This window comes from Streptococcus pseudopneumoniae (assembly GCF_001072665.1).
Lineage (GTDB): Bacteria > Bacillota > Bacilli > Lactobacillales > Streptococcaceae > Streptococcus > Streptococcus pseudopneumoniae_S.
Genome location: NZ_JVJI01000128.1, coordinates 18,118 through 32,590 on the forward strand (window position 1 = coordinate 18,118; position 14,473 = coordinate 32,590).

Sequence of the window (14,473 nt, forward strand, 5' to 3'; positions counted from 1 at the left end):
TCCTACGTTCTCAAGAATTCAGCAGCTCTCAAAATAAATCTAACTAATTGATTTTTCTCATAATTTGACAATTTTTTCAACTTAGATATTGAATCAAGCCAATTTCTAGCGCTTTGAGGATCAGTTATCTGGGTATAAGGAATATCCTCATTCAATGTATAGCCAGCTTTCCCACTTCCAGATTGAACCTGAATTTTACCACTATTTGGTTCTGCATCCACACGAATATTCCCTTTTCTACTTCCAATCTTTCCTTCAACAGTCCCAAAAGTCTTACTCGTTGGTTTATTAGCCTGCCAGCTGTCATAGTTGCTAGAATAATTAACCTGAATTTCGCCATTTTGTAAGGCCGTCTTTGTGATAGCTGATAAGCTAGTTACTGCTCCACTAGCTATCAGTACATTCCCATATTGTACCCCTGTTACTGATGCTGCCGTACCAGCTACGATACTTGTCCCTGCTGTTGGCGGACCAGCCATTATACTCAAAACTTCGAGGGCGCCACTCGCAAAGTAAACTCCCAATCCAGAGAATATTTGAGCTACTCCACTCCAAAATTCGGCTGAATTTGCTTCAAAGTTTTGTGCTTTTAGTTCATCAAACTTTTTGTTAACCAAATGAGTATAGTCGGCATCGTATTTCCCATTTTTTGAAACGACATAACCTTGTTCAAATGGATAAATGTCAATGATATTCCCTGTTTCATCAATCTTAAGAGTGTGATTATAGTCGTCGATTATTTTATCCCATTCGGACTTGTCGTGACCTTTTAAGCGCTTCTCTAATTCGGCACGATAGTAGGCATCTCCATCGTCCGATAGCATCATATCTCTAGAAGCTTTATTGATGGCACGAGTTTCTGAGTCTTGAAAATCTCTCTTGGCATGCGAAACAATCTTCACATCCTTCATTTTCTGTACCCAATTCATGTCCAGACCGTCCGCATAGTAGTTGCCATCGCTATCAACAATGAGTTTACTTAGTTGCGTAGCTCCTTGAATCGCTAAGCTAAGGATTTCTAGACTATCACTGAAATACTGGGATACCTGTGAGACAAAAAATTCTAGTTTTTCAATCTTATCATCCAAATCCTGAATACCCGACTCGATTTGAAACTTGGTATTGTAGAGGATGGTCTTCTCAGAGAAGGCTTTCCCCCAATTGAGACTAAAAAGGTCTGTGATTTGATTTAGCCAGTTCTCCCTCACTTGAATCTGAGCTTCTACGATAGCTAACTGCTCTTCTCTCAGCTTTTTCAATTCCTTAAGCTGGTCTAGGTCCAAATCACCATATCCAGAGATCTGAGCATCCGCATCTTTGTAGGATGTCAACTCTAGTTGGATATCATCTATCGCTGCTTGGAGCTTTTTGATGCTGGGGATGATAATCTCTGTAAAGAGACCTTTACCAGCTGTGTAGGCTGCTCCTGTCAACTCACCTGAGTCTAAAGAGGAAATCAGGTGATCACATCCACTAGATAAGCGGTCTGTGACTTCATTTGCGACTCGGAGGTTGTTCGTCATGGCCTGAATCAATTCTTGTGATTCTTGTGCGCTGTATTTTACTCCCATGGTAGCCGATTCCTTTCCGCTATCAGTTCTTCTCTGGCTTCATCGAAAGAGCGACAAGCCTTTTTAGTTTGTTTTTCCAACGTATCCAGTTCCTCCTCTACATAAGAGTTGACCTGTCGCTGAATGGTTCTATTATCACTTTCGATTTGCTCTATTAGCTGACGAGAACTGGGTGAGAGAGACAATAGATTTATCATGCGATGGTGAATGCTCTGAATATCCGAGTAAAAGTTTGTCAACTGCTGTTCATATTGCTTTTTAGTTGCTCGGAGTCTGTCTTCCTTATCTTCTATCTTAACAATCTTACGCCAAATCTCTGTGCGCTTTTCTTCATTTCTATCTGCCATTCCTTAGTGACTCCATCTCTTAGCTTGCTCTATATCACGTTTTTCAATCCTATGAGCAATTTCTGGAAACTTATTTGCTTGGGTCAAAACAGCTGAACTAAAATCACTGACCGCCTGAAGCATTTGATTGCAAGTCTGATGTCCCGCTTCCATTCCAGTGATTCCAGATGTATATGAAAATTCTACCTGCTGATTTTGCTTGTCGCTCGTTTCATACCCGACCAACTCATTAATAGCCGCCTCTGCTGCTATCGTGCTAGATTTTATCTTTCCACCCATACTTCCAACTCCACTTATTAATTATATATTGACCATATCATAACATAAAAATAGTACGATTTCAAAATAAATTATAACGAACTAAAGGGCAATCTTATCCTTAAAAAAACTTGATCCTTCAGTAAAATATATTGATAGAGATGCTACTAGGAATTTTGAAAATCCGTTTTCTGATACCTTATATTTTGTGTTTACTGGGAAGTATTCTTATTATCAAGATTTGTCCTTCTCTCATTATAAAACGAAAAAGACAAACCCTAGAAAAATTCCTAGGGCTTGTCTTATACGTCAAAATGAGCTAAATTTTTACTGACTTTTACAACTCTGTCCGATTTTCAATAGCTCGTAAGAGGGTTACTTCGTCCGCATACTCGATATCTGCTCCCACAGCGAGGCCACGTGCCAGGCGCGTAACCTTGATACCAGCTGGTTTGAGCAAACGTGAAAGATACATGGAAGTTGCTTCTCCATCTGCTGTAGCATTGGTTGCTACGATTACCTCTGAAACTTCACTCTCCATAAGACGAGTCATGAGGCTCTTGAGATTGATATCATCTGGACTGATACCATTCATGGGAGATATGAGTCCATGTAAGACATGATAAAGTCCATGGTATTCTTGGATGTTCTCCATAGCCGCCACATCGCGACTATCCTCGAGAACTAAAATGGTTGTCTGGTCACGACTTGGATCGGTACAGATAGAGCAAGGATCGTCATCAGTCAAACGACCACAGATGGAGCAATAGGTCAATTCTCTCTTAGCAGAAAGGAGATTTTTTGCAAATTCATTGACGTCGTCATCAGACATGCCAATGGTATAAAAGGCCAGACGCGTAGCCGTCTTAATCCCGATACCCGGTAACTTAGAATAACTGTCAATTAGCTTGGCAATAGGTGTTGGATAAAGCATATGTTCCTTTCTAGTTCATTGGATGGTATTTTTGATACAGATTGATAATATCACGCGCAATGGAAGGTCCTACACCATTTGTTAGATTGGTATTATGAGGAAAGACCACTGCAACAGCGATTTGGGGATTATCAGATGGGGCATAGGCCACCGCATTGGTATTGGTTGCCTCCTGACCATCTGCCACATAGCTTTCGGCTGTACCCGTTTTTCCGCTAATGGATACCGCTGCGCCATTTGAAAAGGCACGACCGGTTGTCAAAGCACTACCACCATGTGAAACTTGATAAAATCCTTGTTGGAGGACGGAAACATCAGACTCAGAAATATTAATTTTATTCATTTCCTTGGTTTCAATAGATTTGATTAAGTCCCCTAAGCCACCTTGTTCGTTGTTTCCATAAATCCCCTCGACAATGTGAGGTGCAATCCGAACACCGTTGTTGGCAATAGTTCCAACATACTGGGCCAATTGCATTGGGGTGTAGTTATCAAACTGACCAAATGCATTGGTAATGTAATTAGCAAAATTATACTCTTTTGGTATAAAACCAGTTGACTCATCTGGAAGGTCAATGCCTGTTGAGGCTCCAAGACCATACTCCGCAAATGTCGAACGAAGTTTCCCCATAGCGGATTCTAAATTGTTAGTTAAAACAAACATATTGGGTTGATAGGTCTGACCCATAATGCCCAAAGCCGTTTGAACCATGTAGGCATTAGAAGAATACTCCAAGGCTTCCACAGCTGTAATCGGGAATGAAACGTAGGCCTGAGTGTACCAAGAATTAATCGGAGCTGAACCTTGGAAGACAATCGGTTGGTCTGTCAAGGTCTGGTTCCCTGACAAGACTCCATTCTCCCAACCAGAACTGATGGTCGCCGCCTTGACAACCGAACCTGGGACAAAGACATTAGTCACTGTTCCCAAGGAATCAGGCGTTAGCTCTCCCGTTTTCAAGTCATGTTTGAGCCCTGACATAGACAAAACTGCACCTGTTTTTGGGTTCAAAGCAACTGCATAAACACCTTCAGAATATCTAGCTCCTCCATTTCCTAACTCGGAATTGAAGTAACTCTTAAGAAGATTGTCCACGCTATCTTGGAAGGCCAAATCAATGGTCAGTTTAATATTGTTTCCTTTGGTACCGTCTTCGATATTTTCGACACTTTCCATGTTGCCATACTTGTCTAGATGGATTTCTTTCACCGAGCGTTTCCCTTGCAAGGTTTCTTCATATTGTTTTTCTAGATAAGAGGTTCCAACACGGTCATTTAGAGAGTAACCTTTTTTAAGATAAGCATCTGCTTCTTCCGCTGGGAGACCAGCTTTTTCACTAGATACACTACCTACTATAGAAGACAGGGAAGTCTCTAGAACTTTTCGATCCCACGAAGTCGAAATACTAATACCAGGTAAATTCTTAGAAGCCGAAGCAATCAAGGCAATCTGTGTATCTGTCAAGGCATCTGTCGCAATGGCTCCTGTCTCAAAGTTTCCAACAGCATTTAACTGGCTAAAAAGATAGATTTCTTTCTTATCATCCTCTGTATAGTTTAATTGACTCGTTTGGACACTATCGACCGCATTGTTATAGAGTTCTGATTCGGATAGACGATTGCCATCTGAATCAAGACGTTTCTCACGTGGTAAGCTTTCCACTACTTTCTTATAGACATCTTGATCTGCTAGATAATAGTCCGCCAACTGTCGGTCAGTCAATGTTGGAGAAGTAACTCCTACATAGGCTAACAGCTTCTTGGCTGTTTCTTTTAAATCTGCAGCCGTCATTTTGTTGTTTCGAGTAAAGGAAACAACTTGTTTCACAGTATTTTCAACTAAGGGCTTGCCACTGGCATCATAAATTTCACCTCGAGCTGAACTAGTAGTCACCTTTGTTTTACTAGCCGATGCTAGTTTTGTCTCATAAAAATCCTTGTTCAAAACCTGCATATAAAGCAGGCGACCAATAATGGTCATAAAGAGTAAAATGATGATTGAAAACAATAAATTAAGCCGAATCGGAATCGAATGGCTGTTAAATTTCCTCATACAAATCAGTCTCATTTCTATTTAAAATCTTACTCTTCATTGTACCATAATTTAAGAAGAAATTTTGAAAAAGAAGGGAGTTTTTCACATTTTACAGGAAAATACGATTTTATTTATCCATCCCTGCATTATATGATATAATAAATGTAAAAGTTCGATGACTCAGTCTTTTTTCAATATGACTCATTTAAAGGAGCCTTCCCTATGGACAAACCAGATATAGCAACCCTCATTGATTCTCACTTCGAAGAAATGACAGACCTAGAGCAAGAAATCGCTCGCTATTTTTTGCAAGCTGAAACCATTGCAGATGATTTATCTTCTCAGCAGGTCACTCAAAAATTACATATCTCTCAAGCTGCTCTGACCCGCTTTTCTAAAAAATGTGGTTTTACAGGCTATCGAGAATTTATTTTCCAATACCTGCACCAAGCAAAGAAACAGGACACTCATTCTCACAAACATAGTCCTTTAACCAACCGAGTTCTTCGAAGCTACAGTAATATGCGAGAACAAACACAGGGCTTGATTGACGAAGAACAACTGGAACGAATCGCCCAGTTAATCGAAGATGCTGATCGTGTCTACTTCTTCGGAACAGGGAGTTCTGGCCTCGTCGCTCGTGAAATGAAATTACGCTTTATGCGTCTAGGTGTGGTCTGCGAGGCTTTGACCGATCAAGACGGTTTTGCTTGGACAACCAGTATTATGGATGAGAATTGTCTCGTACTCGGTTTCTCACTTTCTGGCTCAACTCCTTCTATTTTAGATAGTCTATTAGATGCTAAGGAGATGGGGGCAAAGACTGTACTTTTTTCAAGTGTTCCCAATAAAGATAGTCAGGCCTATACAGAGACTGTTCTTGTAGCCACACACAGCCAGTCATCCTACATCCAACGTATATCCGCTCAACTCCCTATGCTCTTCTTTATCGATTTGATTTATGCCTACTTTTTGGAAATCAATCGTGAAAGCAAGGAGAAAATCTTTAATAGCTATTGGGAAAATAAAAAACTCAATGGCTATCGTAGACAAAAACGTGTAAGAAAATCCTAGTTTGGTCTAGCCAAACTAGGATTGTTTTGTATTGAAATGATAGTAGGCGCCCAACATACCTGCTGTATTTTGGTGATGGGCAAATTCTAATCGTGTTTTTTCAGCTAGACTTGGTACCAAAGCTTCCTTCAAGGCTGTGCGGATCTTCGGTTTGAGGATAGCCTCTTGTCCCATGATACCACCACCGAGAATGACCACTTCTGGATTGGCCACATAGCAAATATTTGCCAGACCTTTTCCTAGATAGTCTACCATGCGGTCAATACCACCCATACAAATCTTGTTGCCTTCAGTGGCTTCCTTAAAGATGCGTCGGCCATTCCACTGATCAACATCTTCTCCATGTGCTTCAGCTACATATTTCACTAAAGCTGTGGTAGAAGCCAAATCTTGGAACGCTCCATCCTGCATATGCATATAACCAACTTCGCAGGCTGAATTGCTAAATCCATGGAAGACTTTCCCATCCATAATCAAGCAACCACCGATACCTGTTCCAATAGTCAAGCAAAGTGTCACACTCGCTCCCTTGCCTGAACCAGATACCGCCTCAGCCAGACCTGCACAGTTGACATCATTTTCAATCTCACAAGGAATATTAAAGCTAGTCTCGATTTCCTTTTTGAACTGGGTGCCTGCGTAGTTAGGGATTTGAGGCCCAGCGTAGAAAATCTCACCCTTGTCTGGATCCACCATTCCTGCTGAAGAAATAGCAACACCTGCTACTGGGCCTTTTTCTAAATAGCTGGCTACGATATCTTTGGTCTTTTGTAAGATATGAGGTCCACCCTTATGCGCCTCAGTCGGCATTTCATGCGTTTCAACAAGTTGGCCTTCTTGGTCGATCAAACCATATTTGATATTGGTTCCACCAATATCAATTGCAACGTAGTGTGTCATAAATACCTCCTTATGGATTAGAGGAAGCGCTCCTTGGTTTCACGAATCAAGGCTGCAGCTGCTTCTACAACTGGACGATCTTCTTCAGTCACTGGTGTCAATGGTGAACGAACAGAACCAATGTTCAGTCCTTCATTGATTTTTAATACTTCTTTAATGACACAGTACATATTACCATGTGCAGAAGTCAATTTACCGATAATCGCATTGATTGCGTATTGCAATTCACGCGCTGTTTCCAAATCTTTGTCCGCAATCAATTGGTTGAGTTTCAAGAAGAGTTCTGGCATCGCTCCATATGTACCACCAATACCAGCTTTGGCACCCATGAGACGACCACCTAGGAACTGCTCATCTGGACCATTAAAGACGATATGGTCTTCCCCACCAAGGCTGACAAAGGTTTGGATATCTTGAACTGGCATAGAAGAGTTCTTAACACCGATAACACGAGGATTTTTCAACATTTCTGTGTAAAGGCTTGGAGTCAAAGCAACCCCTGCCAATTGAGGAATGTTGTAAATTACGTAGTCTGTATTTGGAGCTGCAGAACTGATATCATTCCAGTATTTAGCAACTGAGTATTCTGGCAAGCGGAAATAAATCGGCGGAATCGTTGCAATGGCATCTACTCCTAAGCTTTCAGCATGACGAGCAAGTTCCATACTGTCTTTGGTATTGTTGCAAGCAACGTGAGCAATGATGGTCAGTTTACCTTTGGCAACTGCCATGACTTCTTCCAAAATCAACTTGCGGTCTTCAACGCTTTGGTAGATACATTCACCAGAAGAACCATTGACATAGAGACCTTGAACACCTTTATCAATGAAGTATTGCACCAAGGCACGTGTGCGCTCTGGACTTACTTCTCCTTGATCATCATAACATGCGTAGAATGCTGGAATGACACCTTCGTATTTTTTTAAATCTGACATAGATTTTCTCCTAAGTTTTCTTTTTTTCTGCTAAAAGCAGGATTTATTTTTTACGTGTTTAGTATACACCTTGTGAAAAACGCTTTCAACATCTTGTGTACACTTAGATTTTAGTTTCGATATGAATTTTGAAATGTTTATGGCTTGAAAGTAGTTTCATAGACAAGCCATCCTATTGGTATTTTGTGAAAATTTTCTCCATCAATCCAGTCTGGATAAAGACTAAGAGTCCAAACCCAAAAAGCAGGAAGGCTGAGCCACCTAAAAGTAAACTGAAGGCGGACAGATAAAGAACCATCACAATGAGAAAGAGAATAGCTAACATGAGGAAGAACCAAGGAAAGTTAAAACTTGCCAAGATAAGTCCTTTTTGTAGCACTTCTTTCCAAGTTAAATCATAGCGTGCAGCGATGGGATAGCTAGCCAACATCACGATAGTGAGGAAGATAAGAACGCCTAGACAAATAGCTTTCACCATTTGGAAAGGCATAGCTGTCTGACCCCAGAAGAGATAGAGGTCTATAAGGCTTAATGAAACAATGCCCAACTCAAGCAGACCTAACTGAAGACCTAGCTTCAGATTTTGCTTGAAAGCTCTTAGATAGATTTTAAAGACAGGCACACGTCTGCTCTTCTTAATCTCAAACATAGTCTCGTAAAGGCTAATCTTGGCCACTCCAATCGTCACGATGGGCAAACAAGTGACGACAAAAAGAAGATTGGCTGTCACGATATCCAAGACTTTCTCACTAAAACGCATGAGAAAGTTATCTGTATCAAATGCTGCCTTGATAAGGCTTACTCCTTTTTGTGCCATATTTGCTCCTCCTGATTTTTTAATCAATCAAAATTTTAAAGAGATATTTGCGAACCTTCTCTTCCATACCTGCATAGCCATTTGGCTGGTGAGGTTCTCCTGGGAAGAAAATCGCAAAATTGTGATAACCCAACAAGAGTGGGTAATGTTCATGACAATGAACAAAGCCAATGTCACTCGCTTCGTCGAATGCTACTGCTTCATCTTTGATACGTGAACCGTAGCTCGAATATTCATGCCCATCTACCAGCAAATGCAAGTCAGCATAGTTCTTATGATGCTCAAATTGATCATTTTCAGCTTGATTGAGGACATTTTCCTGAACAACTAGAAAGACTTTATCTCCGTCAATCTCATACTTACCTAGTTCGAAAGAATCTTTACGATGCTGGTAGAGATAGTCGATAGCCTTGTCTAGATTAGGATGAATCCCCTTGTAAAAGGTAATATTTTTCAAATCGTCAAAAATCATACTGTTTCCTTCGTTTCTGATAGTTAACTAAAATCATTCTTAAGTTGATAAGTGTCTAACAAAATATCTAAGGTAAGCAAATACCCAACATTTTGTAGACACTTATAACTCTGTATTCTCTTATACTCAATGAAAATTGAAGAACAAACTAGGAAGCTAACCGCAGGCAATACTTAAGTATGGCAAGGTGACGCTGACGTAGTTTGAATTCAATTTTCGCAGAGTATTAACCTTTGACAGCTCCCATAGTAATACCTTGAGTGAAGGATTTTTGGAAGACTAAGAAGACTGTTACGATTGGAACTGCTGCAAGAGCGGCACCCGCCATGATCAAACCATAGTTGGTTGCCATTTCAGCCTGCATAGTCGCAACACCGAGTGAGATGGTCAAGTTGTTACGTGAAGTCAACATAACCAACTGCATGAAGTAGTCGTTCCAAGTGTTGATGAAGGTAAAGATTGCAAGGGCTGCAAATCCTGGTTTCACAATTGGGAAGGCTACGCTCCAGAAAGTACGAATCTCACCACAACCGTCGATTTTAGCTGATTCAAGCAATTCTGTAGGGATATTCTCACTGAATTGTTTCATGAGGAAGACCCCGAATGGCCATCCAATCAAAGGCAAGATAACTGCCCAAAGAGTATCATGGATTCCCATGAAGTTGACGATACGTACCAATGGTACAAGGACAACTTGTTTTGGAAGTGCCATGGCTGCAATGAAGATTGCAAATAGAATGCGTTGCCCATAGAAACGTTTTTTAGCCAATACATAACCTGCTAAAGAAGAGGTCGCACAAACTAAGAACATGGTTACCAATGAGATAAACACAGAGTTCCACATCCACTGCATAGCAGGGTTTTGCACCATGAGTTGTTGGAAGTTCTCCATGGTTGGCATTTTAGGGAACCATTGTGGCGGAATCATAATGGTATCAGGCTGTGATTTGAAAGCACCTGTCAAAATCCAGTAGAATGGAAAGATGAACAGCACGGTCAACAAGAGCAAGATAATAGTTGAAATAACAGTGAAAGCTGTTAAAGGTTTCTTTTGTGTAGATTGCATAGCTGTCTCCTTTCTTTAGTATTCTACGTCGTTTCCAAGTACTTTAAATTGAACAAAGCTTACGATAGCGATCATGACTGCCAAGAAGACGCCGATAGTGTTTGCATAACCGTATTCTGTCAATTGGAAGGCTTTTTCGTAAAGGTAGTACATAAGTGTACTTGTTGAGTAGTTTGGACCACCAGATGTCAACAACTGAATCAAGGCGAAACACTGGAATGAGTTGATTGTTGTAATGATTGCAATGTAAAGTGTTGTTGGAAGAAGGCTAGGCCATTTAATTTTCCAGAACACTTGCAATTCAGTCGCACCGTCAACCCGAGCTGCTTCCACCAATGAATTGTCAATATTTCCCATGGCAGCGATATAAAGGATAATCGGCTGACCAACAGATGTAGTCAAAAGGATAATCATAATCGCCATCAAAGCCCAGTTTTTATCTCCCAACCAAGAAATGTTTTGGCTGATGATGTGGCTTGACTTAAGGACAAAGTTTAGAATCCCTGATAGTGGGTCATAAATCCATTTCCAAACAACTGTTACGGCAACACTACCTGTTACAACAGGAAGGAAGAAGACGAAACGGTAGAAAGATCTGGCAATGGCATTTTGATGATATGTCTGAGATGCTACAAAGAGTGAGAATAGAACAACAACTGGTACAGATCCAATAACCAGAATCACGGTATTAATCAAAGACTTCATAAAGACAGGGTCTTTAAACATACGAACGTAGTTGTCCAAGCCCACAAACTCAAATTTAGTCATTGAGTAGTTAAAGAAACTTGTAATGAATCCCATAATCATAGGAGCCAATACAAAGATGACAAAGAAGAATAATACTGGTGCTAGGAAAGCATAGGAAATCACTGTTTCCCGCATACGAATTTTATTGACTTTCACAGTCGGCACCTCTCTTTCACAAATAGAATATTTTGGATTTTCTTGAACTGTTTTAAAATCAAAATGAAATTTTTTAAGATTCGCTTATGTAAGAACTTCATTTTAATTTCGTGACAGTTCCTTACATTTCAAACAAAATCCTCCCTTTTCTTACATAAGCTATGTACAGGGAAAAGGGAGGAGTCAATCTGAATTAGTGCTTATTATTTTGTAGCTTTTTTAATTGTTTCGTTAGCTTTTTCAGTGAAGGCTTTTAAAGCATCCGCTGGTTTTTCGTCACCATTTGATACAGATTGCAACATTGGGAACCAAAGTGTTCTCATTTCAGCAAAGCCATTGATAGTGTTGTAGTATGGTGAGTAGTATTTAGTCCAACCACTGATTGTTTCCATACGTTTGTCTTCATAAAGTTTGCCAAATGATGTACGAACTGGGAAGGCACCTGTACGAACAACGTCTTTTGGACCCCATTCTTTGTCATCCGCGATGAATTGAACGAATTTCTTAGATGCTGCGACTTTCTTGTCGTCTTTATTGTTGAATACTGCAAATCCATTTACAAGGTATTCAAGAGCTGGTTTACCTGAATCTGATGGGAATGGTACTTCTACCACTTCTACTTTACTTGCTTCCAAGAGTTTAGCTTGGATACCGTTTTGAGCTGGTGCCCAAAGGATTGTGTAAGATGTTTGACCGTTGGCAAAGTTTTGGATATCTGCTCCACCGTCAAATTGTGAACCATTGTTCAACAAACCGTCTTTAATCCAGCTAGCTGCTTTTTCAAGACCTTTGACGAATTTAGGATCATCAGTTGTATATTTTGTTACATCTTTATCTGTTACAGAAGCTCCATAAAGGTTTGCAATGAAGGCACGTGTTCCTTGGTCTCCCCCTTGACCAGAACTGAACAATGAACCTGGTGTGTAGCCTTTATCTTTAAGTGCTTTCAAAACTTTTTCAAAATCATCAGTAGTCCAACCTTCTTTTACAAGGTTTGCAACTCCAGCTTCTTCCAACATTTTCTTGTTCATAGCCATGTAGAATGGAGCTGAACTAATTGGATACATGTAAGCTTTGTCTCCAGCTTTACTTGCTTGTACGATATTTTCGTTGTTAACATCTTTGACGAATTCGTCTGTGAAGAGGTCGTTCAACTCAGCCAATTTACCATTTTTACCGTATTGGATGATACGTCCTGGTGCGTCAAACAGTACATCTGGAGCTGTTCCTGCTTCAATAGCTGTTGTGATTTTTTCAGGACCTGACTTGAAGTCGATGGTTTCCAATTTCACTTTTACATCTGGATTTGCTTTTTCAAACGCTTCGATGATTGATTTTTCATATGTTCCAACACCGTCACCAGTTTTTTCTTGAGTGAAGACTGGGAATGCCCACCAAGTGATTTCTGTTTTTCCGCTATCGCTACCAGATTTTCCAGCATCTTTACTTCCGCCAGAATTACCACATGCAGCAAGGCCAAGAACCGCAGCACCCGCAAGTACTGTACAAGCTAGTTTTCTAAATTTCATTTGTATTCTCCTAATTGATAAGCGTATCCATATTGGATAATGAGTAAGATTGAACTTGTATACGTTTTCATTTTATCCGACGCATCCACCACTCTCCTCTTTTTTGAGATTGTGTTATTTAAGACCAGCAACGAAGCGTTCTGTAATCTCTTTTGGTCTAGTAATAGCGCCACCAACAACGATGCCTCGCACTCCATATCCAAGGATTTGTTTGGCTTGTTCTGGTGTATGAATTTTCCCTTCTGCAATGACATCTACACCGGCATCACAGAGTTTTTTAATTAATTCAAAATCGGGACCATCCACTTTTGGACTGTAAGATGTGTATCCTGATAAAGTTGTTCCGACAAAGTCAATTCCTGCTTCAACAGCTGCCAATCCTTCTTCGAAAGTACTTGTATCAGCCATCAAGAGCTGGTTAGGATATTTCTCCTTAACCTGACGAATGAAGTCTTGAATCTCTAAACCATCATAGCGTTCACGCTTGGTACAATCCAGAGCAATTACCTCTATATCAAGTTCTGCCAATTCATCAACTTCTTTCATAGTAGCAGTGATGAAGGGTTCTTGTGGTGGATAATCTCGTTTAATTATCCCAATGATTGGAAGTTTTGTGACCTCCTTGATTTCCTTGATATCACGAACACTGTTTGCTCGGATACCGACTGCTCCACCTTGCTCAGCCGCTTTGACCAGCAAGGGAATGACTCCTCCCGCTTCTGTATAGAGCGGTTCGTGAGGAAGGGCCTGACAAGAAACGATGATTCCATCTTTGATTTGTGCAATCAAGGCTTCTTTAGTAATCTGTGGCATCCTCTTTCCTCCTTTTCTTTGTTCTTATGGGTTCATTATATATTATTTTTAAAGCGCTTTCAATACTTTGTGGTAGAATAGATTTCAGTTTCAAAAGTATTTTATAGAACAGCAGTTTCTGAAAGTAGTTTCAGCACTGTCTTATTTTCAATTCGCTCAGTATCTAAAATGATAAAAAGAGATAGCCATCTTTCAAATGAGCCATCTCTTTTATCATTAACGATGAGCTAAATTCATTTTATTCAAGACCTAGTCTAGTTTTCTTTTCGTTTCTTTCCTAATGTAAAGACGGATAAGAGACCTGCCACTAATCCTATAGAAATAAGGGTTGTGTTTTCTTTGCTTCCAGTATTTGGAAGCTCATTTTGTTTAGCCGCTGGTGCTTGATAAGTAGCACCTTGTCCAAGAGATAACTTCTTAGCTGGACGTTCGTTTGCAGCTGCTAAGACTGGTTTGGTTTCTCCCTTGTACTCTGGCACTTCATGGATTGCTGCCTCAGCTCCATTGACACCTCCTTTATACTCAGGAAGAGCATTTGAAGCTGCCAAGACAAAGTTAGCACCACCTCTATATTCCGGAACCTCATTTGAAGCTGCTAGAACTGAATTTACGCCCCCTTTGAATTCCGGTTTTTCTACTGTTGGTGCTGGCTCTTCTCCCACTGTTGCTAAGGGACCTGTATATTCAGGAATTTCTGTTACAAGAGCTTCTACTCCATTCACTCCACCTGTAAACTCCGGTTTTTCTACTGTTGGCGCTGGTTCTTCTCCCACTGTTGCCAATGGACCTGTATATTCAGGAGCTTCTTCAGTTACTGCA

15 protein-coding genes are annotated in these 14,473 nt (G+C 40.4%); 1 reads left to right on the forward strand and 14 read right to left on the reverse strand.

Features of this window, described 5'->3' with window-relative positions:
• Positions 1-2: 2 nt before the first annotated feature.
• The 5 genes from ADH52_RS09235 to pbp2b all read right to left on the reverse strand — a co-directional run bounded on the left by ADH52_RS09235 (position 3) and on the right by pbp2b (position 5,178).
• Positions 3-1,571, reverse strand: coding sequence for a virulence protein (locus ADH52_RS09235; protein ID WP_049511017.1), 1,569 nt, complete (start codon positions 1,569-1,571; stop codon positions 3-5).
• On the reverse strand, positions 1,562-1,918 hold the full coding sequence (locus tag ADH52_RS09240) for a hypothetical protein (RefSeq protein ID WP_042750678.1): 357 nt from the start codon (positions 1,916-1,918) through the stop codon (positions 1,562-1,564). Before ADH52_RS09240 ends, ADH52_RS09235 begins: the two co-directional genes overlap by 10 nt.
• A gap of 3 nt (positions 1,919-1,921) precedes the next feature.
• A complete protein-coding gene (locus ADH52_RS09245) occupies positions 1,922-2,197 on the reverse strand; it encodes a hypothetical protein (protein ID WP_049487335.1) in 276 nt (91 codons plus the stop codon).
• Positions 2,198-2,513: 316 nt separating this feature from the next.
• Positions 2,514-3,110, reverse strand: coding sequence for a recombination mediator RecR (recR, locus tag ADH52_RS09250; RefSeq protein WP_049487334.1), 597 nt, complete (start codon positions 3,108-3,110; stop codon positions 2,514-2,516).
• A 10-nt stretch (positions 3,111-3,120) separates the two neighbouring features.
• On the reverse strand, positions 3,121-5,178 hold the full coding sequence (gene pbp2b / locus ADH52_RS09255) for a penicillin-binding protein PBP2B (protein ID WP_080976085.1): 2,058 nt from the start codon (positions 5,176-5,178) through the stop codon (positions 3,121-3,123).
• 189 nt (positions 5,179-5,367) lie between these two features.
• On the opposite strand from pbp2b, the gene ADH52_RS09260 reads away from it, so the two are divergent.
• Entirely contained in the window at positions 5,368-6,219 is an 852-nt protein-coding gene (locus tag ADH52_RS09260) for a MurR/RpiR family transcriptional regulator (protein WP_049511018.1), read from the forward strand.
• 15 nt (positions 6,220-6,234) lie between these two features.
• Here ADH52_RS09260 and ADH52_RS09265 read toward each other — a convergent pair whose 3' ends face one another.
• From ADH52_RS09265 to ADH52_RS09305, 9 genes are all read right to left on the reverse strand, one after another.
• On the reverse strand, positions 6,235-7,119 hold the full coding sequence (locus tag ADH52_RS09265; protein ID WP_049487331.1) for an ROK family protein: 885 nt from the start codon (positions 7,117-7,119) through the stop codon (positions 6,235-6,237).
• 17 nt (positions 7,120-7,136) lie between these two features.
• Positions 7,137-8,054 carry a dihydrodipicolinate synthase family protein gene (locus tag ADH52_RS09270; RefSeq protein ID WP_001281497.1) on the reverse strand — a complete coding sequence of 306 codons (918 nt, stop codon included), beginning with the start codon at positions 8,052-8,054 and terminating at the stop codon, positions 7,137-7,139.
• 172 nt (positions 8,055-8,226) lie between these two features.
• Positions 8,227-8,871 carry a YesL family protein gene (locus ADH52_RS09275; protein ID WP_049511019.1) on the reverse strand — a complete coding sequence of 215 codons (645 nt, stop codon included), beginning with the start codon at positions 8,869-8,871 and terminating at the stop codon, positions 8,227-8,229.
• Between the two features lie 19 nt (positions 8,872-8,890).
• Positions 8,891-9,343 (reverse strand): YhcH/YjgK/YiaL family protein, encoded by a 453-nt coding sequence (locus tag ADH52_RS09280; protein WP_049511020.1) that lies wholly within the window; start codon positions 9,341-9,343, stop codon positions 8,891-8,893.
• 226 nt (positions 9,344-9,569) lie between these two features.
• Complete coding sequence (locus ADH52_RS09285; protein ID WP_001192119.1) at positions 9,570-10,409, reverse strand: carbohydrate ABC transporter permease; 840 nt, start codon at positions 10,407-10,409, stop codon at positions 9,570-9,572.
• 15 nt (positions 10,410-10,424) lie between these two features.
• On the reverse strand, positions 10,425-11,291 hold the full coding sequence (locus tag ADH52_RS09290; RefSeq protein WP_153198773.1) for a carbohydrate ABC transporter permease: 867 nt from the start codon (positions 11,289-11,291) through the stop codon (positions 10,425-10,427).
• Positions 11,292-11,515: 224 nt separating this feature from the next.
• Complete coding sequence (locus tag ADH52_RS09295; protein ID WP_049487329.1) at positions 11,516-12,841, reverse strand: ABC transporter substrate-binding protein; 1,326 nt, start codon at positions 12,839-12,841, stop codon at positions 11,516-11,518.
• A gap of 114 nt (positions 12,842-12,955) precedes the next feature.
• Entirely contained in the window at positions 12,956-13,654 is a 699-nt protein-coding gene (locus ADH52_RS09300; protein WP_049487328.1) for an N-acetylmannosamine-6-phosphate 2-epimerase, read from the reverse strand.
• A gap of 254 nt (positions 13,655-13,908) precedes the next feature.
• A partial coding sequence (locus tag ADH52_RS09305; protein ID WP_049492180.1) for an SIALI-17 repeat-containing surface protein occupies positions 13,909-14,473 on the reverse strand: 565 nt, incomplete at its 5' end.